The 26930-nt window shown below is 64.4% G+C and carries 22 protein-coding genes; 17 read left to right on the forward strand and 5 right to left on the reverse strand.

Features of this window, described 5'->3' with window-relative positions; translation table 11 throughout:
• Positions 1 to 30: 30 nt before the first annotated feature.
• The gene (locus FJ954_RS19200) at positions 31 to 1212 is read right to left on the reverse strand and encodes an MFS transporter (RefSeq protein ID WP_140662537.1); all 1182 of its coding nucleotides are present in this window, start codon (positions 1210 to 1212) and stop codon (positions 31 to 33) included.
• 121 nt (positions 1213 to 1333) lie between these two features.
• On the opposite strand from FJ954_RS19200, the gene FJ954_RS19205 reads away from it, so the two are divergent.
• Positions 1334 to 2239, forward strand: a complete 906-nt coding sequence (locus tag FJ954_RS19205) for a LysR family transcriptional regulator (RefSeq protein WP_015315158.1) — start codon at positions 1334 to 1336, stop codon at positions 2237 to 2239.
• A 60-nt stretch (positions 2240 to 2299) separates the two neighbouring features.
• Here FJ954_RS19205 and FJ954_RS19210 read toward each other — a convergent pair whose 3' ends face one another.
• Together FJ954_RS19210 and FJ954_RS19215 are read right to left on the reverse strand one after the other, a co-directional pair.
• Positions 2300 to 3349, reverse strand: a complete 1050-nt coding sequence (locus tag FJ954_RS19210) for an aldo/keto reductase (RefSeq protein WP_015315159.1) — start codon at positions 3347 to 3349, stop codon at positions 2300 to 2302.
• A gap of 128 nt (positions 3350 to 3477) precedes the next feature.
• Positions 3478 to 4140, reverse strand: coding sequence for a YggS family pyridoxal phosphate-dependent enzyme (locus FJ954_RS19215; protein WP_140662539.1), 663 nt, complete (start codon positions 4138 to 4140; stop codon positions 3478 to 3480).
• 153 nt (positions 4141 to 4293) lie between these two features.
• On the opposite strand from FJ954_RS19215, the gene leuS reads away from it, so the two are divergent.
• From leuS to FJ954_RS19230, 3 genes are all read left to right on the forward strand, one after another.
• The gene (leuS, locus tag FJ954_RS19220; protein ID WP_140662541.1) at positions 4294 to 6918 is read left to right on the forward strand and encodes a leucine--tRNA ligase; all 2625 of its coding nucleotides are present in this window, start codon (positions 4294 to 4296) and stop codon (positions 6916 to 6918) included.
• A complete protein-coding gene (locus FJ954_RS19225) occupies positions 6905 to 7483 on the forward strand; it encodes an LPS assembly lipoprotein LptE (RefSeq protein WP_015315162.1) in 579 nt (192 codons plus the stop codon). The genes leuS and FJ954_RS19225 overlap by 14 nt, the downstream gene beginning before the upstream one ends.
• Positions 7484 to 7759: 276 nt before the next feature.
• Positions 7760 to 10234, forward strand: a complete 2475-nt coding sequence (locus FJ954_RS19230) for a DNA translocase FtsK (protein WP_140662543.1) — start codon at positions 7760 to 7762, stop codon at positions 10232 to 10234.
• 59 nt (positions 10235 to 10293) lie between these two features.
• On the opposite strand, the gene fsa is transcribed toward FJ954_RS19230, so the two are convergent.
• Positions 10294 to 10950: a fructose-6-phosphate aldolase gene (fsa, locus tag FJ954_RS19235; RefSeq protein WP_140662544.1), complete on the reverse strand. Its 657-nt coding sequence runs from the start codon at positions 10948 to 10950 to the stop codon at positions 10294 to 10296.
• A gap of 90 nt (positions 10951 to 11040) precedes the next feature.
• Between fsa and FJ954_RS19240 the strand changes: the two genes are divergently transcribed.
• From FJ954_RS19240 to FJ954_RS19275, 8 genes are all read left to right on the forward strand, one after another.
• A complete protein-coding gene (locus FJ954_RS19240; protein WP_140662546.1) occupies positions 11041 to 13224 on the forward strand; it encodes a primosomal protein N' in 2184 nt (727 codons plus the stop codon).
• A 49-nt stretch (positions 13225 to 13273) separates the two neighbouring features.
• Positions 13274 to 13969 carry an aspartate/glutamate racemase family protein gene (locus FJ954_RS19245; RefSeq protein WP_015315168.1) on the forward strand — a complete coding sequence of 232 codons (696 nt, stop codon included), beginning with the start codon at positions 13274 to 13276 and terminating at the stop codon, positions 13967 to 13969.
• A gap of 96 nt (positions 13970 to 14065) precedes the next feature.
• The gene (locus FJ954_RS19250) at positions 14066 to 14461 is read left to right on the forward strand and encodes a DUF4345 family protein (RefSeq protein ID WP_140662548.1); all 396 of its coding nucleotides are present in this window, start codon (positions 14066 to 14068) and stop codon (positions 14459 to 14461) included.
• 246 nt (positions 14462 to 14707) lie between these two features.
• On the forward strand, positions 14708 to 15268 hold the full coding sequence (locus FJ954_RS19255; RefSeq protein WP_140616577.1) for a F0F1 ATP synthase subunit delta: 561 nt from the start codon (positions 14708 to 14710) through the stop codon (positions 15266 to 15268).
• The gene (gene atpA / locus FJ954_RS19260) at positions 15268 to 16797 is read left to right on the forward strand and encodes a F0F1 ATP synthase subunit alpha (protein WP_015315171.1); all 1530 of its coding nucleotides are present in this window, start codon (positions 15268 to 15270) and stop codon (positions 16795 to 16797) included. The genes FJ954_RS19255 and atpA overlap by 1 nt, the downstream gene beginning before the upstream one ends.
• A gap of 46 nt (positions 16798 to 16843) precedes the next feature.
• Positions 16844 to 17728, forward strand: coding sequence for a F0F1 ATP synthase subunit gamma (locus tag FJ954_RS19265; protein ID WP_140662549.1), 885 nt, complete (start codon positions 16844 to 16846; stop codon positions 17726 to 17728).
• A 70-nt stretch (positions 17729 to 17798) separates the two neighbouring features.
• On the forward strand, positions 17799 to 19394 hold the full coding sequence (gene atpD, locus FJ954_RS19270) for a F0F1 ATP synthase subunit beta (RefSeq protein ID WP_181171137.1): 1596 nt from the start codon (positions 17799 to 17801) through the stop codon (positions 19392 to 19394).
• Between the two features lie 112 nt (positions 19395 to 19506).
• On the forward strand, positions 19507 to 19914 hold the full coding sequence (locus tag FJ954_RS19275) for a F0F1 ATP synthase subunit epsilon (protein WP_015315174.1): 408 nt from the start codon (positions 19507 to 19509) through the stop codon (positions 19912 to 19914).
• A 144-nt stretch (positions 19915 to 20058) separates the two neighbouring features.
• Here the strand turns inward: FJ954_RS19275 and FJ954_RS19280 are convergent, their stop codons facing one another.
• Positions 20059 to 21591: a mannitol dehydrogenase family protein gene (locus FJ954_RS19280; protein ID WP_181177871.1), complete on the reverse strand. Its 1533-nt coding sequence runs from the start codon at positions 21589 to 21591 to the stop codon at positions 20059 to 20061.
• 151 nt (positions 21592 to 21742) lie between these two features.
• Here FJ954_RS19280 and uxaC point away from each other — a divergent pair, with 151 nt between their 5' ends.
• The 5 genes from uxaC (at position 21743) to FJ954_RS19305 (ending at position 26925) form a co-directional block, all read left to right on the forward strand.
• Positions 21743 to 23155 (forward strand): glucuronate isomerase, encoded by a 1413-nt coding sequence (gene uxaC, locus FJ954_RS19285; RefSeq protein WP_181177872.1) that lies wholly within the window; start codon positions 21743 to 21745, stop codon positions 23153 to 23155.
• Between the two features lie 33 nt (positions 23156 to 23188).
• A complete protein-coding gene (locus FJ954_RS19290) occupies positions 23189 to 24166 on the forward strand; it encodes a TRAP transporter substrate-binding protein (protein ID WP_140662550.1) in 978 nt (325 codons plus the stop codon).
• A gap of 62 nt (positions 24167 to 24228) precedes the next feature.
• Complete coding sequence (locus tag FJ954_RS19295; protein ID WP_041163297.1) at positions 24229 to 24753, forward strand: TRAP transporter small permease; 525 nt, start codon at positions 24229 to 24231, stop codon at positions 24751 to 24753.
• 3 nt (positions 24754 to 24756) lie between these two features.
• Positions 24757 to 26037, forward strand: coding sequence for a TRAP transporter large permease (locus tag FJ954_RS19300; RefSeq protein WP_140662551.1), 1281 nt, complete (start codon positions 24757 to 24759; stop codon positions 26035 to 26037).
• A 114-nt stretch (positions 26038 to 26151) separates the two neighbouring features.
• The gene (locus FJ954_RS19305; RefSeq protein WP_140662553.1) at positions 26152 to 26925 is read left to right on the forward strand and encodes a FadR/GntR family transcriptional regulator; all 774 of its coding nucleotides are present in this window, start codon (positions 26152 to 26154) and stop codon (positions 26923 to 26925) included.
• Positions 26926 to 26930: the final 5 nt, after the last annotated feature.

Genomic DNA, 26930 nt, shown 5'->3' on the forward strand with positions numbered 1-26930 from the left:
AGGTCGAGAGGATTCGGGTGTCGGCTGGCGTCACGACCGGACGGAGACAGGCGCACCTGATGTGGTGCCACCATCAAGGCGGAGCGCCAGTCCGGCCACGGCGAGCGCCGCGAGCGGCAGCAGGGCGGCGACCCAGGTGAGCGAACCCAGTCCAAGGCCATGGGCGATGACCGCGCCGCCAAGCCAGGCGCCGGCCGCATTGCCGAGATTGAAGGCGGCGATGTTGAACGATGAGGCCAGGCTCTGGCCGGCGCCTTGCGCCTTTTCCAGCACCCACATCTGCAGCGGCGCCACTGTGGCGAAGGCGGCGGCGCCGAGCAGGCCGACATAGATCACGGCCATGACCTGGCTGTGGATGGCGAAGCTCATCGTGGCAAGCACCAGCGCCAGCACCACGAGGCTGCCGAGCACCGCCGGCACCAGCCAGCGATCGGCGATCTTGCCGCCGGCGAGATTGCCGGCGATGAGGCCGCCGCCAAAGACGAGCAGGATCGGCGATACAGCGGCTTCGCTGAAGCCGCTGATCTCGGTGAGCAACGGGGCGATGTAGGTGAAGACGGCGAAGACGCCGGCATAGCCGAGCACCGTGGTGGCGAGGCCGAGCAGGACGGGCGTGCGGCGCAGAACGGCGAGATCGGCGCGCAGATCGCTCTTCTCGGGCGCTGCCTGGCCGCGCGGCACCAGGGCGAGGATGACGGCGAAGGCCGCCAGGCCGACGGCGGTCACCGCCCAGAAGGTCGCACGCCAGCCAAAGGCTTGGCCGAGCCAGGTGCCGAAGGGCACGCCTAGGATGTTGGCGATGGTCAGGCCGGTGAACATCAGCGCGATCGCCGAAGCCTTCCTGTTGGGCGCGACCAGACCAGTGGCGACGACCGAGCCGACGCCAAAGAAGGTGCCGTGGGCGAAGGCGGTGATGATGCGGGCACCCATCAGCGTCCAGTAATCGGGCGCCAGCGCACAAGCGAGGTTGCCAATCGTGAAGATCGCCATCAGCGCCAGCAGCACGGTTTTGCGCGGCCAGTTGCCCGTGGCAATGGTCAACAAGGGTGCACCGATGACGACACCGAGCGCATAGGCAGAGATCAATTGGCCGGCGGCGGAGATCGACACGCCGAGGTCTTTGCTGACATCGATAAGCAGGCCCATGATGACGAATTCGGTAACACCGATGCCAAAAGCACCGGCGGCGAGGGCATAAAGAGCAAGAGGCATGGCGATGGTCCCATCTGTCGGCGAAGGACGCTCAGTCCGCGCCCCGGCCCTGAAGATCATGATCCGCGATGTTGTGAACCAGACTTGCCCAAGGCACACTTCTTGTGAAATAGATTCACAGATGGCCAGGCCCGACATCAACCGTTCCGGCGAGATCGAAGTCTTCGTGCGCGTCGTCGAGGCGGGTAGTTTTTCGGCCGCGGCGCGGCAGCTGCGGATGACGCCATCGGCGGTGAGCAAGCTGATAGCACGGCTCGAAACCCGGCTTGGGGCGCGGCTTGTCAGCCGCTCGACGCGCAAGCTCCAGCTCACGCCGGAAGGGACGGCGTTCTACGACAGCGGCGTGCGCGTGCTCGCCGACATGGATAAGGCCGAGCGTGAAGCGGCGGCAGGAGCCGCGCCGCGCGGCAGGCTGAGAGTTAACAGCTACGTGCCGTTCGGCCAACACCGGCTGATGGAACTGCTGCCGCGCTTTCTGGAGCGCTATCCCGAAATTTTCGTCGAGGCTGTGCTGACCGACAGCGTGATCGACCTGCTGGAAGAGCGGGCCGATGTCGCGATCCGCGCCGGGCCGCTGCGCGAATCGAGGCTGGTGGCGCGCAAGCTCGGTCAAAGCCGAATGGTGGTGGTCGCGGCACCTTCCTATCTCGAAGCACATGGCACGCCGCGCACGCTGTCCGATCTCGGGCGTCACAACATGCTCGCCTTCAGTTTCGCGCGGCATATCGACGGCTGGCCTTTTATCGATACGGCAGGCGCGCCGGTGATCACCCCGGTTGTCGGAAACCTGGCATTGACCGATGGCGAGGCGATGCGCCAAACGACCGTCGCCGGGGCCGGCATCGCCCGACTGGCGCGCTGGCATGTCGAACCCGACATTGCCGCCGGCCGGCTGGTGCCGCTGCTGGAAGATTTCAACCCCGGCGACGAAGAGCCGACGCATGCCGTCTATGTCGGCCAGGGCAAACACCTGCCGGCACGTGTGCGGGCCTTTCTCGACTTTCTTGCCGAGACCGTTCGGCTGTAATCGAAGCCGCGCGTCGATGAGACGCGCGGCGTTGAAGGACCGACTTGCCAGCGGTACGCGCTATGCCTTCGGCACGAAAGGCCCCGGACGACGGCCGGCGCCCTGGCGTTCGACCATCCAGCCGGGATATTCGGCGGGTAGTGCGCTCACTTCGTCAAGCCTGGCGAGATCGTCGGCATCGAGCTTGAGGCTGGTGGCGGCAAGGTTCTGCTCGAGCTGGTCCATGCGGCTGGCGCCGATGATCACGCTCATCACGAAAGGCTTGGCCAGGACATAGCCGAGAGCCACGGTCGCGACGCCGACATCATGCTTCTCGGCGACCTCCCGCATGACGGCGACCGCCGCCCAGGCGCGGTCCTCGTTGACCGGCGGGAAGTTGAAGGACGCGCGGCGGCCCTCGCCATTGCCCGGCGCGCCGGGCCCATATTTGCCGGACAGCAGCCCGCCAGCCATCGGCGACCACACCATCAGGCCGAGCTTCTCCTCGTTGATCAGCGGCACGATCTCGCGTTCGAGGTCGCGGCCGGCGATCGAATAATAGGACTGGACGGTCTCGAAGCGGGCAAAGCCCTTGCGGTCGGCGATGCCGAGCGCCTTGGCGATGCGCCAAGCCTGCCAGTTGGAGACACCGACATAGCGGACCTTGCCGCTGGAGACGAGATCATCAAGTGCCCGCAGCGTCTCGTCGATCGGCGTCACCGCATCGGTGCCGTGCAACTGATAGAGATCGATATGGTCGAGCTGCAGCCGCTCCAAGCTGGCGTCGACCGAATCCATGATATGGCCGCGCGAGGAGCCGCGCTGGTTTGGTCCCTCACCCATGGCGCCGTGGACCTTGGTGGCGATGACCACGTTTGACCGGGCAACACCGAGATCCCTAAGCGACTGACCAAGCAGGCGTTCGGACTCGCCGACGGAATAGACGTCGGCCGTGTCGAAGAAGTTGACGCCGGCGGCGATCGAGCGGCCGACGATCTCGTTGACGCCCTTCTGGTCGAGGCTGGCGATCAGGCCCCATTGGGCGTTCTGGCCGGCGGCGCCGAAGGTCATAGTGCCGAGGCAAAGTTCGGAGACGAATAGCCCCGTGTTTCCAAGCTGATTGTAACGCATCGTGAGACTCCAGGAGGATGTGCGGTGACATCAAGGCAAATAGGAACGGCACGTTTCGTTTCAAGCACTGGTATAATGGTGCTTGTAGATCAGGCCCAGCGATATGCAGGGCAAGCTGGAAATTCGGACTACCGGCTTCCAAAAATCGCCGAACCGACCCTGACGCTGGTGGCGCCAAAGGCGATCGCGGTCTCGTAGTCGCCGGACATGCCCATCGACAGTTTGGCGACCCCGGCTTCCTTGCCGAGTTTCTCCAACAAGGCGAAGTGGGGGCCGGGGTTCTCGTCCGCCGGCGGGATGCACATCAGGCCTTCGATGCCGAGGCCGTGCACTTCCCGGCAGCGTCTGACGAAGGCGACCGCCTCGCTCGGTTCGATCCCGGCTTTCTGCGGTTCGGAACCGGTGTTCACCTGGACATAGAGTTTTGGCGCACGGCCTTGCCGGACAATTTCCTTGGCGAGCTCCGCGGCGATCTTGTCGCGGTCGACCGTCTCGATGACCTCGAACAGCGCCACCGCTTCCCTCGCCTTGTTCGACTGCAGCGGGCCGATCAGGTGCAGTTCGATGCCAGGGAAAGCTTCCTTCAGGTCAGGCCATTTGCCTTGCGCTTCCTGCACGCGGTTTTCGCCGAAGACGCGCTGGCCGGCCTCGATGACCGGGCCTATGTCGGCGGCGTCGAAGGTCTTGGAGACTGCCACCAGCGTCACCGCGCCGGCTTTACGGCCGGCCTCCCGCTCGGCGGCGGCGATCTTCGCCTTGACCGCGAAAAACTGCTGAACGGTGTCGCCCATATGCAAATCCCGCTGTTTTGACCCGCGTTTTTGTCAGCCGCGGTGCCCATATGGTTGACGGGTTTGCCAAACCATGGTGAACACCCGGACCACATTTCATGAACTGCCGGGCTCTTGCCCGCAGTCCGTATGCTTTTAAGTGAAAAACGTCCCATGGCAACCGAACGATACAACCCGCGCGCGTCAGAACCCAAATGGCAGAAGGCCTGGGCCGAGAAGAAGCTTTTCGAAGCGCACAATGACGATCCGCGTCCGAAATACTACGTGCTGGAAATGTTCCCCTATCCGTCGGGGCGCATCCATATCGGCCATACCCGCAATTACACGATGGGCGACGTGGTGGCCCGCTACAAGCGCGCCAAGGGTTTCAACGTGCTGCATCCGATGGGCTGGGATGCCTTCGGCATGCCGGCTGAGAACGCCGCGATGCAGAACAAGGTGCATCCCAAGGAATGGACCTACCAGAACATCGCCGCCATGCGCGAGCAGCTCAAGGTAATGGGCCTGTCGCTGGACTGGGCGCGCGAATTCGCCACCTGCGACGTCGATTACTACCACCGCCAGCAGATGCTGTTCCTCGACTTCGTCGAGAAGGGGCTGGTGACGCGCAAATCCTCCAAGGTCAACTGGGATCCGGAGGACATGACGGTGCTCGCCAACGAGCAGGTCATCGACGGGCGCGGCTGGCGCTCCGGTGCGCTAGTTGAACAGCGCGAGCTGACGCAATGGTTCTTCAAGATCACCGACTTTGCCCAGGATTTGCTGGATTCATTGGACGGTCTCGACGAGTGGCCCGAAAAAGTGAAGCTGATGCAGCAGAACTGGATCGGCCGTTCGGAAGGCCTGCTGATCCGCTGGCCGCTGGCCTCGGAAATCGCCGGCGAGCATGAGCTGGAAGTCTACACGACAAGGCCGGACACCATTTTCGGCGCCTCGTTCATGGCAATCGCCGCCGATCATCCGCTGGCCAAGAAGGCCGCGGCGACCAATCCGGCCTTGGCGAAGTTCATCGACGAAGTGCGCCATATGGGCACTTCGGTGGCGGCGCTCGAGACGGCCGAGAAGAAGGGCTTCGACACCGGCATCCGCGTCGTCCATCCCTTCGACGACAGCTGGACGCTGCCTGTCTACGTCGCCAATTTCGTGCTGATGGAGTACGGCACCGGCGCCATCTTCGGCTGTCCGGCGCATGACCAGCGCGACCTCGACTTCGCCAACAAATACGGCCTGCCGGTGGTGCCGGTGGTGATGCCTGACGGCGCCGATCCCAAGACGTTCCAGATCGTCGACGAGGCCTATGTCGACGATGGCGCGATGATCAATTCGCGGTTCCTCGACGGCATGACGCCGGACAGCGCTTTCGATGAAGTCGCCAGGCTGCTGGAGCAAAAGACCATCGGCAACCGGCCAATGGCCGAGCGCAAGGTGAATTTCCGCCTGCGCGACTGGGGCATTTCGCGCCAGCGCTACTGGGGCTGCCCGATCCCGATGATTCATTGCGAGGATTGCGGTGTGGTGCCGGTGCCGAAGGCCGATCTGCCGGTCAAGCTGCCCGACGATGTCGATTTCGACCGGCCAGGCAATCCGCTCGACCGTCACCCGACCTGGCGGCATGTGAAGTGTCCGCAATGCGGCAAGGACGCGCGGCGCGAAACCGACACGATGGACACGTTCGTCGATTCGTCCTGGTATTTCGCCCGCTTCACCGCGCCGTGGGCGCATGAGCCGACCGATCCCAAGGCAGCGAACGAGTGGCTGGCGGTCGACCAATATATCGGCGGCATCGAGCATGCGATCCTGCATCTGCTCTATTCGCGCTTCTTCACCCGCGCCATGCGCGAGACCGGCCATGTTGCCCTGGCCGAGCCGTTCAAAGGCCTGTTCACGCAAGGCATGGTGGTTCACGAAACCTACCGTGTCGGCTCGGCGTCAAATGGGCGCTGGCTGGCGCCGACCGAGGTTCGTCTGGATGACGTCGACGGCAAGCGCCGCGCCATCGACGTCGCCACCGGCGAGGCGGTCACCATCGGCCCGCTCGAGAAGATGTCGAAGTCGAAGAAGAACACGGTGAGCCCGGAAGACATCACCGATGGCTACGGCGCCGATACGGCGCGCTGGTTCATGCTGTCGGATTCGCCGCCCGAGCGCGATGTCGAGTGGACCGACGACGGTGCCGCCGGCGCGCATCGCTTCATGCAGCGCATCTGGCGGTTGGTGTCGACGGCGGCCGAGACGCTGGCAGGGGTTGCGCCCGAGGCGGCCAATGATGGCGAGGCCGGGGCGGTTTCCAAGGCCGCGCACAAGATCCTGAAGGCGGTTGGCGAAGACATCGAGAAGCTCGCCTTCAACCGCGCCATTGCTCGCATCTATGAACTTGCCAACGTGCTGACGGCCCCGCTTAACGAAGTGGCGGAAGGCAAGGCCGTTCCGGCGCTGAAAAGCGCCTGCCGCGAGGCGATTGATATCATGGTGCATCTGATCGCGCCCGTGATGCCGCACTTGGCCGAAGAGTGCTGGGAGACGCTGGGCGGCGTCGATCTGGTGGCCGAACGGCCGTGGCCGGTCTTCGATCCGGCACTGGTCGTCGACAACGAAGTCACCTATCCGGTGCAGGTCAACGGCAAGAAGCGGGGGGATTTGACAATTGCCCGCGACGCGGACCAAGGTGCGGTCGAAAAAGCGGTCTTGGCTCTCGACTTCGTGCAGAAAGCACTTGAAGGTAAGGCTCCGCGCAAGGTGATCATCGTGCCGCAGAGGATCGTCAATGTCGTTGCCTGATCGGGAAAAGACAGAGCTGGGCCGTCTGCTGCGCCGCATCGCGCTTGCCGGCCTCGTCGGTTCGCTGGCGCTCATTTCGGCCTGTCAGGTGCGGCCGCTCTATTCGAGCGCGCCGTTGTCGACGGGCTCGACCGCCAATGCCGAGATGGCATCGATCGCCGTCAAGCCGGTCCGGACGCGCTATGCCCAGCAGGTGCGTAACAATCTGATCTTCGGGTTCGGGCGCGGCGCAGGCGAGCCCGCCTCGCCGCTTTATTCCCTCGACCTCGGCGTGAGCGAAGGCGTTGAATCCTCGGCGCTGGTACAGAATGGAACCGATCAGGACGAGCCGACCGCCGGTTCGGTGACGTTGACCGCGGGCTACACGCTGACCGATGTGAAAACCGGCGCGGTGATCGCCGTCGGCAAGCGGGCGATCACCTCGTCCTTCGACAGGCCGCGTCAGGAGTTTGCCTCCTACCGGGCGCAGATCGACGCCGAGAACCGCGCCGCGCGCGAACTGGCTGAAGCCCTGCAGCTGTCGATCGCCCAGGATCTGGCCCGGCACGGCAAGGCGGCCAGCTAGCGCGTTCGCCGTCTCAAAGAGGGCCGAACGCCCTCTTTCATTCTCTCGATGTCCCGATCCTGTGTCCGGGCGACGGAAACGCGCCGGCAGCTGGGCTTTTGGCGCCATGTGAATGCTGTCCGCGGGTTTTTCCCGTGACCAAGGTTCGCCCCGCTTTCCAGCCCAGCGCTTCGCCGCGAAAGATGCGTCTCGATCGCTCCAGCGACGCTGACGGGAAGCAACTGTTAACCACTCGCTCCCTATTGCTCGGCAGTCGTTTCACAGTGAGTCTTGAGCATGGAAGCCAGGCGTTTTTCTCGGATCAATTCGTTGCACACAGCTGCGCCCGATGACCCCCAAGGAGAGCGTTCCGGCGGCCCGCGCGGCAAGGTCGATGTCCGCCAGTCCGGCGCTTCTTTCCCGCATGGTGGCGACACCGAAAGCCCGGCCTGGCAAGAGTATTTTTTCCTTGCACCCAATGTGCGTTTTACACGCACGCCGGACTATGAGCCAAAGCACCGCCAACCGCAGGACGACGTTGCCGAGCAGGACGCACGGCAGGCGCTCCCGACGCAGGAGGTCGGTCCTGGGGCCGTCATGCATCGCGGACCGGCACCGGCCGGGCCCGCTCAGCCGGCGCGTAGCGGGGAGATGGCGCAAGGCGTTGCGCCGGCGGCTCTAAAGGTGCCAGCAACGGCACGGGCGGCCACGCGCCCGGCGCCCGTTGGCGGGAATGGCGCGCCGGTCAAAGCAGCCCCCGCTGAAAAAGCCCGGCGGCCCTATCTTTCGGATCACGCCTTCTTCGAGGGCTTGGCGCCGCTTCTGGTCGACGTGACGCCCGCCCGCCAAGTCAGCCCGGTCCCGCGTGCACCGGTCCCGGCTCCGCCGGTTGCCACCGCGCGGGCCGATGTCTCCGGACCGGCGGTGGCCGATGTCACCGCCTTGTTCCGTGTCATCGAATGCCTTCCTGGCCAGGTTCCACCTGCCCTGCCGGACGTCTTTCCGGCCAACTCCAACACGGTGGTGATCGAGCCGGCCGTCCCGGCGGGCAGAGCCGCCCGGCTCGGTCGGACAACGGCCGCGACGGCGCCTGCCGCAGCCAGCGCCGCCCCGGCGCCACTTTTGCAACGCGTGGAGGAAACCGTTCCCGCCGTGCGTTCGCCGTCGCTGCCCATGGCCGGAAAGGTTGTGCAGCCGGTGACGGGCGAAGGCTACGCGCTTCCCTCGGAGGAGCTGCTGCAGCAGCCGCCGGAAGGGCAGGGCTTCTACATGTCGCAGGAGCGGCTCGAGCAAAATGCCGATCTCCTGGAAAGCGTGCTGGAGGATTTCGGCGTGCGCGGCGAGATCATCCATGTTCGCCCCGGCCCGGTCGTTACCCTTTATGAGTTCGAGCCGGCGCCGGGCGTCAAATCTTCCCGCGTGATTGGTCTCGCCGACGACATCGCTCGCTCCATGTCGGCCGTCTCGGCGCGCGTCGCCGTGGTGCCCGGCCGCAACGTCATCGGCATCGAGCTGCCGAACGAGACACGCGAGACCGTCTATTTCCGTGAACTGATCGAATCGCAGGGCTTCCGCAAGACCAGCTGCAAGCTGGCGCTTTGCCTTGGCAAGACGATCGGCGGCGAACCTGTCATCGCCGAGCTGGCGAAAATGCCGCATCTGCTCGTCGCCGGCACCACCGGGTCCGGCAAGTCGGTCGCCATCAACACCATGATCCTGTCGCTGCTCTACCGGTTGAAGCCGGAAGAATGCCGGCTGATCATGGTCGACCCGAAGATGCTTGAGCTGTCAGTTTACGACGGTATCCCGCACCTTCTGACGCCCGTCGTCACCGATCCCAAGAAGGCGGTTACCGCGCTCAAATGGGCAGTGCGCGAGATGGAAGACCGCTATCGCAAGATGGCGCGGCTCGGCGTGCGCAACATCGACGGCTACAATGAGCGTGCCGCCACTGCCCGCGACAAGGGCGAGACGGTCGTCATGACCGTGCAGGCCGGCTTCGAGAAGGGCACCGGCGAGCCGCTGTTCGAACAGCAGGAGATCGACCTAGCGCCGATGCCCTACATCGTCGTCATCGTCGACGAGATGGCCGACCTGATGATGGTCGCCGGCAAGGAGATCGAAGGCGCAATCCAGCGCCTGGCGCAGATGGCGCGCGCCGCCGGGATCCACCTGATCATGGCAACGCAGCGGCCCTCTGTCGACGTCATCACCGGCACGATCAAGGCCAACTTCCCGACCCGCATCTCCTTCCAGGTCACCTCCAAGATCGACAGCCGCACCATTTTGGGCGAGCAGGGTGCCGAGCAGCTGCTCGGACAGGGCGACATGCTGCACATGATGGGCGGCGGGCGCATCGCCCGCGTGCACGGCCCCTTTGTGTCCGACGCCGAGGTCGAGCATGTCGTGGCGCATTTGAAGGCGCAGGGCCGCCCCGAATATCTGGAGACCGTAACGGCCGACGAGGATGAAGAGGAAGAGGAAGACGACCAGGGAGCGGTCTTCGACAAGGGAGCCGTTGCCGCCGAGGACGGCGATTCCAGCTATGACGAGGCGGTCAAGGTGGTGTTGCGCGACAAGAAATGTTCGACGTCCTACATCCAGCGCCGCCTTGGCATCGGCTACAACCGCGCCGCTTCACTGGTCGAGCGGATGGAGAAGGAGGGTCTGGTCGGCGCACCGAACCATGTCGGCAAGCGCGAGATCATGGCGGGCAAGCGCCCACCGGTAACCATCCCTGGGGATGACGGCACGGATCGATCGGCCCCTTGATCCGCAACGCATAAAAAGGCCGGTTGCCCGGCCTTTTTTCGTATCGGGCATAAGCTCGCTCAGCCGATTTTCTGGCCGGTCTTTGCCCAGTCGGCGAGGAAGGCGGCAAGGCCCTTGTCGGTCAGCGGGTGATTGACCAGCGCCTTCAGGGTCGCGGGTGGCGCGGTGACGACATCGGCGCCGATGAGCGCCGCCTGCTTCACGTGGTTCACTGTGCGCACGGAAGCGGTCAGGATCTCGGTCTGGAAATCGTAATTGTCGTAGATCTGACGGATCTCCTGGATCACTTCCATGCCGTCAGAACCGGTATCGTCGATGCGGCCGACGAAGGGCGAGATGAAGGAGGCGCCTGCCTTGGCGGCGAGCAGCGCCTGGTTGGCCGAGAAGCACAGCGTGACGTTGACCATGCGGTTCATCTCGGTGCGGATCGTCTTGCAGGCCTTCAATCCGTCCAGCGTCAACGGCACCTTGATCGCGACATTCGGCGCGATCTTGGCCAGCACCTCGGCCTCGGCCATCATCTGCTTGTATTCGGTCGCCACGACTTCCGCGGAAACCGGGCCTTCGACGATGTCGCAGATCTGCTTGGTGACCTCGGCGATTTTGCCGCCCGATTTCAGGATCAGCGACGGGTTGGTGGTGACGCCGTCGAGCAACCCCAGATCGATCAGTTCACGGATTTCCTTGATATCGGCTGTGTCGGCAAAAAATTTCATGGCGGTCTCCTGACGATTTCGTGGTGCCTGCGAAGGCACGTTCAGCGTTGCCCTTTGATCTAGAGCAAAGTCGGGGCAAGGTCACGCCTCATGATCGAAGATTCGCCCTTTGTCGCAGCCGCACCGGTGCTGGTGCCGATGCCGGCCGAACGCCCCTACACCTATGCCGTGCCGGCCGGCATGCGGGTGGTGCCGGGCTCGATCGTGCGCGTGCCGCTCGGGCCGCGTCAGGTCGCGGGCATCGTCTGGGACGGCGTGGTCGAGCAGGTCGATGCCAGGAAATTGCGCCCGATCGAACAGGTTTTCGACTGTCCGCCGATCGATCGCGCCATGCGCCGCTTCGTCGACTGGGTGGCGCAATACACGCTGTCGGCTCCGGGCATGGTGGCGCGAATGCTGCTGCGTGCGCCGGAAGCTTTCGATCCCGAACCCTGGATCGAAGGACTGCAGCGGACGCTCGTCATGCCCGATCGGATGACAGATGCGAGGACGCGGGTGCTGGAGACGGCCGAAGGAGGGCTGGCCTGGACGCGCTCGGGGCTGGCGCATGCCGCCGGCGTGTCGTCGACGGTGATCGAGGGGCTGAAAGCGCAAGGCGTGTTCGAAACGGTGATGATCCCGCCGCGCCCGGTGGTGGCCGCACCCGACCCAAGCTATGCCGTGCCGGACCTGATGCCGGACCAGAACGACGCCGCGTCGATGCTGCGCGCCAATGTCGCGGCCGGTGCGTTCAATGTCGCGCTGCTCGACGGCGTCACCGGGTCCGGCAAGACGGAGGTCTATTTCGAGGCGGTGGCGGCCGCGCTCGATCAGGGAAAACAGGTGCTGATCCTGCTGCCCGAAATCGCGCTGACGCATGCTTTCCTCGAACGCTTCCAGCAGCGCTTCGGTGCCAAGCCGGGGGAATGGCATTCCGATCTGCCGCCCAGGATGCGCGAAAAAGTCTGGCGGCAAGTGGCGGAAGGGGGCGTGCGTGTCGTCGCCGGCGCACGCTCGGCGCTGTTCCTGCCGTTCAAGGAACTTGGCCTGATCGTGGTCGACGAGGAGCACGACCCGGCCTACAAGCAGGAAGACCGTGTCTTCTACAATGCGCGCGACATGGCTGTCGTGCGCGGGCATATTGGCAGCTTTCCGGTGGTGCTGGCGTCGGCGACGCCGTCGGTCGAAAGCCGGGTCAACGCAAGCCAGGGCCGCTACGCCAGGGCTGTTCTTTCCGCCCGCTTCGCCGAGGCGGCACTTCCCGATCTCAAGTCGATCGACATGCGCCGCGCGTCGCCGGCCCGTGGCGGCTTCCTGTCGCCGGTGCTGATCGACCATATGCGCAAGACGCTGGAGAAGCAGGAACAGTCGCTGCTGTTCCTCAACCGGCGCGGCTATGCGCCGCTGACGCTGTGCCGGGTCTGCGGCCATCGCTTCGGTTGCCCGGTGTGCTCGGCCTGGCTGGTCGAACACCGCTTTCGCGGCCAGTTGGTGTGTCATCACTGCGGTCACAATGAGCGCCGTCCGGAAGCCTGCCCCGAATGCGGCACGCTCGACCACCTGGTCGCTTGCGGGCCGGGAGTCGAGCGCATCGCCGAAGAGGTCGTCACGCATTTCCCGGACGCGCGTACCATCGTGCTGTCGTCGGATATAATGGGGGGTGTACGACGGTTGCGGCTGGAACTGGAGGCTATCGCCAACGGCGAGGCCGATATCGTCATCGGCACGCAACTGGTCGCCAAGGGTCACAATTTCCCGAACATGACGCTGGTCGGCGTCGTCGATGCCGATCTGGGCCTTGCCAATGGCGATCCGCGCGCCGCCGAGCGCACCTTCCAGCTGCTCAGCCAGGTGACCGGCCGTGCCGGCCGCACCGGCAAGAAGAGCCTTGGCCTGCTGCAGACCTTCCAGCCCGACCATCCGGTGATGCGGGCGATCGTCTCCGGCGATGCCGAGTCTTTCTACCAGCGCGAGATTTCAGAGCGCGAACGCGCTGCCTTGCCGCCCTTCGGCCGGCTGGCAGGCGTCATCGTCAGCGCGGTGACGCGGGCGGAAGCGGAAGGCCATGCACGCGGCCTGCGCCGCTCCGCACCGGAGGCGCCGGATCTGGTCGTGCTCGGGCCGGCGGAAGCGCCATTATCGTTGCTCGGCGGTCGCCACCGCTTCCGCCTGCTGATCCAGGGCGAACGGCGCGCCGACATGCAGGGCTTCATCCGCACCATGCTGGCCAACGGGCCGAAACAGCGCGGCTCGGTTCGGGTGCAGGTGGACATCGACCCGCAGAGCTTTTTGTAGGAACACAAATTCAGCTACAGCTGCCTCGACGAGAGAAACGGAAGATCTCATGAAAACCTTAGGCTTGCTCGGCGGTATGAGCTGGGAATCGACCGCCATCTACTACCGCCTGCTCAACGAGATCGTGCGCGAGCGGCTGGGCGGTCTGCATTCGGCGAAGCTGCTGCTCTGGTCGTTCGATTTCGCCGAGATCGCCGAACGGCAGCATGATGGCGACTGGGACGGTGCCGGTGCGCTGCTGATCGATGCCGCACACAAACTTGAGGCCGGCGGCGCGGAGGGCCTGCTTCTGTGCACCAACACCATGCACAGACTGGCCGACCAAGTGCAGGCGGCTGTGTCGATCCCGCTGATCCATATCGCCGACGCCACTGCGGCCACGGTCAGGCAGGCCGGCCTGCGGCGGCCGGCGCTGCTGGCAACGCGGTTCACCATGGAGCAGGACTTCTACAAGGGCCGGCTCGCCGACAAATATGGCCTGTCGCCAGTGGTGCCGGATTCGGCCGGGCGCGACATGGTGCATCGTGTCATCTACGAGGAACTCTGTCAGGGCATCGTCACCGAAGCCTCGAAGGCGGCCTATGTCGCCGAGGCAAACCGCTTGCGCCGCGACGAAGCCGCCGACAGCCTGATCATGGGCTGCACCGAGATCACCATGCTCATCGGCCAGGATGATTTCGACATCCCGGTTTTCGACACGACGCGCATCCATGCCGGGGCGGCGGTGGAATTCGCACTCGGTTGATGCGCGTCTCCTAAAGTGGCTGAAGCCATCTGGCGCCGGCTCTTTCCTTCGCTAGAATGTCAGCGACTTTCAAAACAGGCATTTCGAGGGGACACGATGGATTTTGCGCTTCCATGGCCGACGAGCCAGGGCGAATGGCTGGCCTGGTCGAGCGCGGCCTTCACCGTGCTGCTCGGCCTTCTGTTTTTCCTGGCGCCGGGGCTGGCGTTCCGTATCCTGCGCCTGCAGGCGAAACCCGAGAAGGCGGCGGCGATCGCCGAGGGGCGCGGCCGCATGTCGGGCTTCTATCTCGGAGTCGGCCTGTGCTGCATCCTGCTCGCGCAGCCCCTGGTCTACATGGCGCTCGGGTTTTCCTGGCTGTTCACCGCATTCGGCCGGCTGCTGTCGATGATGTCGGATGGCGCCAGTACACCTTTCAATTGGGTTTCCATTGTGGTGGAATTGGCGCTCGCGGCCTTGCCGCTCGCCTTTGCCTTCGGCTTTGTGCCCTGAATCCTGGGGTATTCAGGTGCGCAGGACGCTGATCTTTCGCCGGATGCGACAATAGTGCCTGAAAACCATGCGGAACGACGCATTGCGGTCTTAAAATGCCTGTGCTAGACGGCAATCGACTTTCGGCCGGGGATAGCGGAAGCCGCGCCTCCGTGCTTGGAAAAATGCAGTAAGGTCAAAGATTTAGCCAGAGTTTTTGCTCGCGCCAACAATCTGCGGCCTGTCAGACAAGAGAAAAGACGGTCCGTGGCTCAATCGTCATCGCCAATCTCAGGTGTCGCAGAACGCTATGCCGGTTCGCTGTTCGAACTGGCATCGCAGGCAAATTCCGTGGCCAAGGTCGAGGCCGACCTCACCAGTTTCGAGGCCATGCTCGCGGGCAGTGCCGACCTGGCCCGGCTGATCAACAGCCCGGTATTCTCCAGCGAGGACCAGGCCAAGGCCATCGGGGCGATCGCCGACAAGGCCGGCATCACCGGCCTGACCGGCAATTTCCTGCGCGTCGTCGCCAAGAACCGCCGCCTGTTCGCGGTGCCCGGCATGATCAAGGCGTTCCGCCAGATCGCCGCTGAACACCGTGGCGAGGCTGCCGCCGAGGTGACGTCGGCTCATGAGCTGACCGCGGCCCAGCAGACCGAACTCAAGGCGGCGCTGAAGGGCGTTGCCGGCAAGGACGTGGCCATCTCCGTCACCATCGATCCGTCGCTGCTCGGCGGGCTGGTGGTCAAGATGGGCTCGCGCCAGATCGATACGTCGCTCAAAACCAAACTCAATTCGCTCAAGCTTGCACTGAAAGAGGTCGGCTGATGGACATCCGCGCCGCGGAAATTTCCGCAATTCTGAAAGACCAGATCAAGAATTTCGGCAAGGAGGCCGAGGTCTCCGAAGTCGGACAGGTGCTGTCCGTCGGTGACGGTATCGCCCGCGTCTATGGCCTCGACAATGTGCAGGCCGGCGAAATGGTCGAGTTCCCCGGCGGCATCCGCGGCATGGCGCTCAACCTCGAAGCCGACAATGTCGGCGTCGTCATCTTCGGTGCCGACCGCGACATCAAGGAAGGCGACATCGTCAAGCGCACCGGCGCCATCGTCGACGTTCCCGTCGGCCCCGGCCTGCTCGGCCGCGTCGTCGACGCGCTCGGCAACCCGATCGACGGCAAGGGCCCGATCAAGGCGACCGAACGCAAGCGTGTCGACGTCAAGGCGCCGGGCATCATTCCGCGCAAATCGGTCAACGAGCCGATGTCGACCGGCCTCAAGGCCATCGACGCGCTGATCCCGGTCGGCCGCGGCCAGCGCGAGCTGGTCATCGGTGACCGCCAGACCGGCAAGACCGCCATCATCCTCGACACAATGCTCAACCAGAAGTCGGTGCACGACAACGGCCCGGAAAAGGAAAAGCTCTACTGCGTCTACGTCGCCGTCGGCCAGAAGCGTTCGACCGTCGCGCAGTTCGTCAAGGTTCTGGAAGAGCGCGGCGCGCTCGAATACTCGATCATCATCGCCGCCACCGCTTCCGACCCGGCGCCGATGCAGTTCCTGGCGCCGTTCGCCGGCTGCACCATGGGCGAATATTTCCGCGACAACGGCATGCATGCGCTGATCAGCTATGACGATCTGTCGAAGCAGGCCGTCGCCTATCGCCAGATGTCGCTGTTGCTGCGCCGCCCGCCGGGCCGCGAAGCCTATCCCGGCGACGTCTTCTACCTGCACTCGCGCCTGCTCGAGCGCGCTGCCAAGCTCAACGACGATCTGGGCGGCGGATCGCTGACCGCCCTGCCGATCATCGAGACGCAGGCCAACGACGTGTCGGCCTATATCCCGACCAACGTGATCTCGATCACCGACGGCCAGATCTTCCTCGAAACCAACCTGTTCTTCCAGGGCATCCGTCCGGCCGTCAACGTCGGCCTGTCGGTCAGCCGCGTGGGCTCGGCCGCGCAGATCAAGGCGATGAAGCAGGTCGCCGGCTCGATCAAGGGCGAGCTCGCGCAGTACCGCGAAATGGCTGCCTTCGCGCAGTTCGGCTCGGATCTCGACGCCGCCACGCAGCGCCTGCTCAACCGCGGATCGCGCCTGACCGAACTCCTGAAGCAGCCGCAGTTCTCGCCGCTGAAGACGGAAGAGCAGGTCGCGGTGATCTTTGCCGGCGTCAACGGCTATCTCGACAAGCTGCCGGTCAACCAGGTCGGCAAGTTCGAGCACGGCCTGCTCAGCCACATGCGTGCGGCGGGCAAGGACGTTCTCGACGCCATCCGCAAGGAAAAGGCGCTTTCGGACGATCTGCGCGCCAAGCTCAAGGCCGAGATCGACGCCTTCGCCAAGACCTTCGCCTAAGCGAAGCGCCAGTCCGGATGAGACAAGACGGGATCAGGTTTGAAGCATGCCTTCATTAAAAGACCTTCGTAACCGTATCGCCTCGGTCAAGGCGACGCAGAAGATCACCAAGGCGATGCAGATGGTCGCCGCGGCGAAGCTGCGCCGTGCGCAAGAGGCGGCGGAAGCGGCGCGCCCCTATTCGGAGCGCATGGGTTCCGTGCTGGCAAACATCACCCAAGCGATCGGCGGTGGCGGCGATGCCCCGGCGCTGATGACCGGCACCGGCAAGGACGCCGTGCATCTGCTCGTGGTCTGTACCGCCGAGCGCGGCCTGTGCGGCGGCTTCAATTCGCAGATCGCCCGTCTTGCCCGCGACCACATCCGCCGGCTTCTGGCCGATGGCAAGCAGGTCAAGATCATCTGCGTCGGCAAGAAGGGCTTCGACATCCTGCGCCGCGACTATGCATCGATGATCATCGACCGTGTCGATCTGCGCGAGGTCAAGACGCTCGGCTTCGTCAATGCCGATGCGATCGCCAAGAAGGTCATCCATCTCTTCAACGAGGGCGCCTTCGACATCTGCACGCTGTTCTATTCGCAGTTCAGGTCGGTGATCAGCCAGATCCCGACCGCGCAGCAGATCATCCCGGCCAGCACCGCTTCGGCTCCGGCCGCGGCGGTGGATGGCGGCAGCGCCGTCTATGAATATGAGCCGGAGCCGGGCGAAATCCTCTCCGACCTCATCCCGCGCAACATCTCCGTGCAGGTTTTCCGGGCGCTGCTCGAAAACGCCGCCGGCGAAATGGGCGCCAAGATGAGCGCCATGGACAATGCGACGCGCAACGCCGGCGAGATGATCAACAAGCTATCGATCACCTACAACCGCCAGCGGCAGGCGCAGATCACCAAGGAACTGATCGAAATCATTTCGGGCGCCGAGGCGCTCTAGGCGCGGTCCGCGGGTGACTGTCCCGCGAACCGGACCGCGTGAGAAACAAAGGACGAAAAGGGTAAAGACGATGGCGAAAGCAGCGACCCCCCAGAAGGCAACTCCGAAGGCGGCAGCCCCCAAGGCAGCAGCCCCAGTGAAAGCGGCCAGGGCTCCGGCAGCGGCGGCAAAGGCTGCTCCGGCCAAGGCAGCAGCGGCGCCGGCCAAGGCCGTGGCCGCCAAGACGCAGGCCGTGGCCACGAAAGCCACCGGCGTTGTCGGCAAGGTTCGCCAGGTCATCGGCGCCGTTGTCGACGTGCAGTTCGGCGATCACCTGCCGGCGATCCTGAACGCGCTCGAGACGACCAATGTCGGCAACCGCCTGGTGCTCGAAGTGGCCCAGCATCTGGGTGAAAACACCGTGCGCTGCATTGCCATGGACTCCACCGAAGGCCTGGTGCGCGGCCAGGAAGTGCGCGACACCGGCGCTCCGATCACCGTGCCGGTCGGCCCGGGCATGCTCGGCCGCATCATCAACGTCATCGGCGAGCCGGTCGACGAAGAAGGCCCGGTCGACGCAATCGAAATGCGCTCGATCCATCAGCCGGCTCCGACCTATGTCGAGCAGTCGACGGAAGCCCAGATCCTGATCACCGGCATCAAGGTGCTCGACCTCTTGGCGCCTTACGCCAAGGGCGGCAAGATCGGCCTGTTCGGCGGCGCCGGTGTCGGCAAGACCGTGCTGATCCAGGAGCTGATCAACAACATCGCCAAGGCACATGGCGGCTATTCGGTGTTCGCCGGCGTCGGCGAGCGCACCCGCGAAGGCAACGATCTCTATCACGAGTTCATCGAATCCGGCGTCAACAAGAAGGGGGGCGGCGAAGGCTCCAAGGCAGCGCTGGTGTACGGCCAGATGAACGAGCCGCCGGGCGCGCGCGCCCGTGTCGGCCTGACCGGCCTGACGGTCGCCGAATATTTCCGCGACCAGGGCCAGGACGTGCTGTTCTTCGTCGACAACATCTTCCGCTTCACGCAGGCGGGTTCCGAAGTGTCGGCTCTGCTCGGCCGCATCCCGTCGGCCGTGGGCTACCAGCCGACGCTCGCCACCGACATGGGCGCGCTGCAGGAACGCATCACCACCACCACCAAGGGCTCGATCACCTCGGTGCAGGCGATCTACGTGCCGGCCGACGACTTGACCGATCCGGCGCCGGCGACCTCGTTCGCTCACCTTGACGCGACGACGACGCTCAACCGTTCGATCGCCGAGAAGGGCATCTATCCGGCCGTCGATCCGCTGGACTCGACCTCGCGCATGCTCGACCCGCTGGTCGTCGGCGACGAGCATTATGGCGTCGCCCGCCAGGTGCAGTCGATCCTCCAGCGCTACAAGTCGCTGCAGGACATCATCGCCATCCTGGGCATGGACGAGCTCTCGGAAGAGGACAAGCAGACGGTGGCCCGCGCCCGCAAGATCGAGCGCTTCCTGTCGCAGCCCTTCTTCGTCGCCGAAGTGTTCACCGGCGCGCCGGGCAAGCTGGTCGACCTCGCCGACACCATCAAGGGCTTCAAGGGCCTCTGCAACGGCGACTACGACCACCTGCCGGAAGCCGCCTTCTACATGGTCGGCGGCATCGAGGAAGCGGTCGAGAAGGCACAGCGCCTCGCGGCAGAAGCGGCGTAAATCAAGCGAATAGGGAGTAGTCAGTAGTCAGTAGTGAATAGCAGCTGGGCGAGTCGGATAGTTGTTCTCTTGCCCTACTTCCTACTCACTATTCCCTACTCACTAAATTGACATGGCTGAAGCTTTCAAGTTCGAACTGGTCTCACCGGAGCGCCTGCTGGTTTCCGCCGAGGTCGAATCCGTCGTCATTCCAGGCGCCGAAGGCGAGATGACCGTCATGGCTCATCACGCACCGGTCATGACCACGATCAAGCCGGGTGTCGTCACGGTGAAGAGCGCCTCGGGCAGCGAAGAACGCTATGTCGTGTTCGGCGGCTTCGCCGACATCGTCCCGGCCGGCTGCACGCTGCTGGCGGAATCGGCTGTCGCGGTGAAGGATGTCGACCGCGCCGATCTCGCCCGCCGCATCCAGGAAGCCAGGGAAGATGCTGCCGACGCCAAGGACGACCAGGCGCGCAGCAAGGCCGAACAATTCCTTAGCCAGCTCACCACGCTGGAAGGCGCGATCCTGCCGGCCTGAAACGCGTCGCGGGACAACGGATTGAAAGCGGGGCATTGCCCCGCTTTTTTGTTTGTCGGGACATTATGGCGTGAGAGTTGATGTGGCGGCGGTGCCGGAGTTGCGCGACGTCGGCAGGACAGAGGGGGCGCTGCGCCGCCGACATCAAGGTTCTGTACCGCTCGCGCCTTGCTGTCCTTCGGCTTCTATGCCGAGCGCGGCGAAGGCCAAAGTCGGGCCGTCTCGTCGCAGGTGGACGAGATGGACGGCCACGAGCTCGATCAGCGTCTGGCGCTCGGCGTGATCCCGGGCGAAGCCGGCCATGTCAAACACCGCCGTCACGGTTTCGTTCGCCGGCAGCTGCTGGTCCAAAAGCGCGGTCATCGGCGCATCGAGCGGATCGGTGAAATGGCCTTCCGGCAACGTCTTTCCGCGCGCCGCGCAGGCGGCGATCCAGGCAGCCACCACCAGCGTGAGATGGACCAGCTCGGTGCCGGCTTCGAGGCACTCGACAGCCGAGGCGATAATGCGCTGCGGCAGTTTCTGGCTGCCGTCATTGGCGATCTGCGCCGTACGGTGGGCAAGTGCCGTGTTCGAAAAACGCTCGGCAAGCTCGGCGGTATAGGCTGATGGGTCGAGGCCGGCGTCGTCCGGCAATGTTGTTATGGCCTCTTGCCATAGCGCGTCGACGAACCGCCGGATCGCCGGATCGGCGAAGGCACTGTCGACCGTCGCGTGGCCGCTGAGCAGGCCGAGATAGGCGATGCCCGAATGCGCGCCGTTGAGCAGCCTCAGCTTCATGTCCTCGAAGGGAGCGACATCCCCAACCATGGTGACGCCGAATTTTTCCCAGGCCGGACGGCCCGTCGGGAAATCGTCCTCGATCACCCACTGGCGGAAGGGTTCCGTCATCACGGGCCAGGCGTCCTCAATACCAAGTTCGCCCGCTATCCGCGCCCTGTCGGCGTCGGTCGTGGCTGGCACGATGCGGTCGACCATGCTTGAGGGAAATGCGACGTGACTGGCGATGTGGTCGGCCATTCCGGCATTGCCCGCCGAACTGGCACTGGCATCGCGCAGCGTGGCGAATTCGATCAGCAGCCGGTGCAAGGTGGCGCCGTTGGCCGGCAGGTTATCGCAACAAAGCACGGTAAAGGGCGGGGTGCCAGCGCCCCGCCTCCGGGCGAGCGCTTCGGTCAGAAAACCATGCGCCGTCTTCGGTGTTCGCGGATTGGCCAGGTCGTGGACGATGTCCGCATGCGCTGCGTCCAATCCGCCGCCGGCCGCCCGCAAATAGGCTTTCTCGGTGATCGTCAGCGTCACGATGCGGGTACGCGGATCGGCCAGCACCGCCAGCACCGCTTCCGGGTCTTCCGGCGCCACCAGCAGCGAGCCGATCGAGCCGATGACATGCAGCTTCTCGCCGCCGCTGCCGCGCACAGCCAAGGTGTAGAGCCCGTCCTGCGGCGCCAGCGCGTCGCGCGTTTCCGCGCTGCGCAGCGACACGCCTGATATGCCCCAGTCCGTTTCTCCGGCCGCCAGGCATTCATCGATATAAGCGGCCTGGTGGGCGCGGTGAAAGGCGCCGACGCCCAGATGCACGATGCCCGGCGTGATTGCGCCACGATCATATCGAGGCGCGGCGACCTCGGCCGGCAATGCCTGCGCCATGCGGTTGGAAAGGCGGCGGTCTGTCATCGGTTCGGCACTCATCTCGTGGAACGATTTGCGGGGTAACACTGACGGCGTCCGCCGACAATGCTCAGCTTTGCCTAGGAGTCATCATACAACAATCCAATTTTTGTATGTTGACATTATTTCTGACCGATCCTACCCATGGAGCCGGAGGATGGCCGTGGCACTGACCAATGCGGATTTGCTGTTTTCAGCCGAGGCGCGTCCGCTGTCGATCGCCCGCGCTCTCTATGCCGGCATCAAGGACCTGCCCATCATCAGCCCGCACGGCCATACCGACCCGCGCTGGTATGCGCTGAACGAGCCGTTCCCCGATCCCGCGCAACTGCTCATCGTGCCGGACCACTATATTTTTCGCATGCTGTTCAGTCAGGGCGTGCGGCTGGAGGCTCTCGGCGTGCCGACCCTCGATGGTGCGCCCGTCGAGACCGACGGCAGGGCGATCTGGCGGTTGTTCGCCGAACACTATTACCTCTTTCGTGGCACGCCGACCCGATTGTGGTTCGACCATGTCCTTGCGCATCTGTTCGGCATCGAAGAGCCGTTGAGCGCCGCGACCGCCGACCGCCATTACGACACGATCGCAACGCTGCTGCAGTGGGAGAATTTCCGCCCTCGCGCGCTGTTCGAGCGCTTCAACATCGAGGTCATCGCGACGACCGAAGGCGCGCTCGACGATCTCAAATGGCACCAGATGATCCGCGACAGTGGCTGGGAGGGCCGTGTCGTCACCGCCTATCGGCCAGACGCCGTCGTCGATCCCGATTTTGAAGGCTTTTCGGCCAATCTCGATCGGCTCGGCGAGATCACCGGCTGCAATACCGGGACCTGGGCCGGTTATCTCGACGCACATCGCCAGCGGCGCGCCTTCTTCAAGAGCTTCGGCGCGACTTCGTCGGATCACGGTCATCCGACGGCGGAGACCGCCAATCTTTCCGACGCGGCGGCGCAGGAGCTGTTCAACCGGGTCCGCGCCGGCTCGCAGGATGAGCGCGAGCGAAAATTGTTTCGCGCGCAGATGCTGACCGAGATGGCCAAGATGAGCCGGGACGACGGGCTGGTCATGCAGATCCATCCCGGCTCCATGCGCAATCATTCGGCTTCCGCTTTCCAGAAATTCGGCAGGGACAAGGGTTTCGATATCCCGACCCGGACCGACTATGTCACGGCATTGAAGCCATTACTGGACTGCGTCGGGCTGGAGCGCGACCTGACCGTCATCCTGTTCACGCTGGATGAAACCAGCTACGCGCGCGAACTGGCGCCGCTGGCCGGCGTCTATCCGGCGCTGAAGCTCGGGCCGGCCTGGTGGTTCCACGACAGCCCGGAAGGCATGCGCCGGTTCCGCGAGATGACCACCGAGACCGCCGGCTTCTACAACACGGTCGGCTTCAACGACGACACGCGCGCCTTTCCGTCGATACCGGCCCGCCACGACGTGGCGCGGCGGGTCGACTGTGCGTTCCTGGCGCGTCTCGTCGCCGAGCACAGGCTGCGTGAGGACGAGGCGCATGAACTCGCGAAGGAGCTTGCCTACACGCTTGCCAAGAATGCGTACCGGCTCTGAGCCGGGCGTTTCGATTTTCAAAGGGAGGAAGTCATGTTGCATTTTTCGAAATTGACGGCGGCGACATTCGCCATCGGTTCGCTGCTGATCGGCGCTGCCAACGCCGAAACCGTGCTGCGATCCTCGGATACCCATCCGGACGGCTACCCGACCGTCGAGGCGGTCAAGTACATGGGCGACCTGATCAAGCAGCGCACCGCCGGCCGCTATTCGATCGAGGTCTATCACTCGGCGCAGCTCGGCGAGGAGAAGGACACGATCGAGCAGACCCAGGCCGGCGTCATCGACCTCGACCGTGTCTCGATGGGACCGTTCAACGGCATCGTGCCGGAGACCGCCGTGCCGTCGCTGCCCTACATGTTCCGCTCCGTCGAGCACATGCGCCACGTCATGGACGGCGCTGTCGGCGACCAGATCCTGAAGGCGTTCGAGGCGCATGATCTCGTCGGCCTCGCCTTCTACGATTCCGGTGCTCGGTCCTTCTACAACACCAAGAAGGACATTACCTCGATGGCGGACATGAAAGGGATGAAGTTCCGCGTCATCCAGTCCGATGTGTTCGTCGACATGGTCAACGCGCTTGGCGCCAACGCCACGCCGATGGCCTATGGCGAAGTCTATTCGGCGCTGCAGACCGGCGTCATCGACGGCGCCGAAAACAACTGGCCGAGCTTCGAATCCGCCAAGCACTACGAAGTGGCCAAGCATTACACGATGGACGAACACCAGATCGTGCCGGAAGTGCTGGTCATGTCGAAGGCAAGCTGGGACAAGCTCTCGCCGGAAGACCAGGCGATCGTGCGCCAGGCAGCCAAGGACAGCGTCGTCAAGATGCGCGAACTGTGGGACGCGCAGGAGAAGAAGTCGCGCGGCATCGTCGAGGCCGCGGGCGTCAAGGTCAGCGAGATCGACAAACAGCCGCTGATCGAAGCGATGAAGCCCGTCTACGACAAGTACTTGTCGACGCCCGAATTGAAGGATCTGGCCGCCCGCATACAGGCCGAGAAATGAACGGCAGGGGCAATGGATCGAGCAGCGCGGAGGCGCCCGCGCTGCCTTCGGACATGTCGGCCATGCGAGGATTCTGGCTGGGTGCGGAGCGGGTCCTGTCAGGGCTTGCCAGGCTGGCGCTTTGGATCAGCGGCGCCGGCCTGACGCTGATGACGATCATCATCTTCTGGCAGGTCTTCTCGCGTTATGTGCTGAACCGTTCGCCGAGCTGGACGGAATCCTTCTCGGTTCTGCTGATGGGCTGGTTCATTTTTCTCGGCGCCGCCGTCGGCGTGCGCGAACGCACCCATCTCGGCTTCGACGTGCTGCTCTATGTCCTGCCTGTTTCGGCCAAGGCGGTACTGCGCAGCATTTCCGACCTTGTCGTGCTGGCCTTCGGCGCCGGCATGATCGTCTATGGCGTGCAATTGGCCAGGCTGACCTGGAACACGGTCATGCCGTCACTTGCCCTGCCGGGCGGCGTCAGCTTCCTGCCGGTCATCCTGGGTGGGGCGCTGGTCTGCCTGTTTTCGCTGGAACGGCTGGCCGGGCGCTTTGCCGGCCTGCCCGTCGACGCCGACATTCATGCAACCGGCGAGGAGCCCTGAACCATGGCCCTGATCGTCCTCTTCGGCACCTTCGTGTTCCTGCTGGTCATCGGCACGCCGATCGCCTTCTGCCTCGGCGTTGCCAGCTTTGCCACGATCCTCACGCTTGGCTTGCCGCCGGTCGTGGTGTTCCAGCGGCTGAATTCCGGGGTCAGCGTCTTTTCGCTGATGGCCATCCCGTTCTTCATCTTCGCCGGAGACCTGATGGTGCGCGGTGGTATCGCCGCGCGGCTGGTCGCGCTGGCAGGCTCCCTGGTCGGTCATTTGCGCGGCGGTCTGGGGCAGGTCAACATCGCCGCATCGACCATGTTCGGCGGCATCTCCGGCTCGGCGGTGGCGGATGCGTCGGCGGTCGGCGGCCTGATGATCCCGCAGATGAAGGCGCGCGGCTACGGCGTCGACTATGCCGTCAACATCACCTCGGTCGGGGCCATCATCGCGCTTCTCATTCCACCGTCCCACAACATGATCATCTATTCGATCTCCGCCGGCGGCCGTATCTCGATCGCCGACCTGTTCACGGCTGGCGTGCTGCCGGGTCTGCTGCTGGCGCTGTCGCTGATGACAACGGCCTATTGGGTCGCCAGCCGCCGGGGATATCCGACGGAGCCCTTCGCCGGCTTCGGCCGGGCCCTGCAACTGCTTGTCGCGGCCATTCCCGGGCTCATCCTGATCGCCATCATCTTCGGTGGCGTCAGGTCCGGTGTCTTCACCGCGACCGAGAGTTCCTGCATCGCCATCGTCTACGCCTTCCTGGTGACGCTGATCATCTACCGCTCGATGAGCTGGGGCGACTTCGTCGCGGCGACGACGGCGTCGGTGCGCACCACGGCCATGGTGCTGATGATCATCGGCTGCGCGGCGGCCTTCGGCTGGTTGCTCGCCTATCTCAGGGTACCGGCGGCACTGGTCGCCTTTCTGCAGTCGGTGTCCGACAACAAGCTGGTGATCCTGCTGCTGATCAACGTCGTCCTGCTCATTCTCGGCACCTTCATGGACATGTCGCCGCTGATCATCATCACGACGCCGATCTTCCTGCCTGTCGTCATGGCCTATGGGGTCGATCCCGTGCATTTCGGCGTGATCCTCATCCTCAATCTCGGCATCGGGCTTTGCACGCCACCGGTCGGCGCTGTTCTGTTCGTCAGCTGCGCCATCGGGCGAATTCCGATCTGGACCGCGATGCGCTCGATCTGGCCATTCTACGGCGCCGCCTTCGCCGTGCTGATGCTTGTCACCTACGTGCCGGAAATCTCATTGTGGCTGCCGAGCCTGTTCCATTAGAGCGGTTCGGCGATCGTTGGAATCGTTGAACCGCTCTAACTCTTTGTGTTTACGCAATTCCACGCGGAAAGCCGCTACGCACTTTTCGTGGAATTGCACTAGGAGGTCACCGAGGTGTCCGATACCGCAAACGACCTCAGGGTCGAGAGAAAACCCAAGCTGTCGGAAACCGTCGTGGGGGCGATCCGCAAGCAGTTGCAGGCGGGCGAGATCCTGCCCGGCCACAAGCTGCCGACCGAGGGCCAGCTGACCGAAACCTTCGGCGTCAGCCGAACCGTCATCCGCGAGGCGCTGGCCAAGCTTGCCGCCGACGGTCTGGTCGAGCCGCGGCAGGGCGCCGGGGTGTTCGTCACAGAGCATATTTCGACCATGTTCGGGGCGCTCGCCGCCGACATGGGAGCCAAGGATTCGGTCGCGCTCAACGTGCTCGAGGTGCGGCTGGCGATCGAGATCGAATCGGCTGGGCTCGCTGCCATCCGTCGCAACGCCGCGCAGGAGGCGGCGATCCAGGAAGCCTTCTTCGAGTTCGAGCGGCTGCTGCTCGGCAGCCAGCCGACCGGTCCGGCCGACCTCGCCTTCCATCGCGCCATCGCCAGCGCCACCAACAACCCCTTCTATGTCGAGATGCTCGACGTGCTCGGCCGGCGCGCCATTCCGTGCGACGTGACCTCGCCCTGGTCGACCGAACTGGCGCAGTCCGACAGCTACCAGCGCGGGCTGCAGCGCGAGCATCTGGTGATCCTGAACGCGATCACGGCGGGCGATGCCGAAGCCGCGCGCGAGGCGATGCGCACCCATCTCGGCGCCAGCCAGCAGCGTTACCGCGAGCGGCTGCAGGCGCGGCAGGCCTACTACGCCAGCTCGGTCAAGGCGGCCGCAGGCGAATGATCCAC

Source organism: Mesorhizobium sp. B2-3-15 (assembly GCF_006442875.1).
In the GTDB taxonomy this organism is placed as follows: domain Bacteria; phylum Pseudomonadota; class Alphaproteobacteria; order Rhizobiales; family Rhizobiaceae; genus Mesorhizobium; species Mesorhizobium australicum.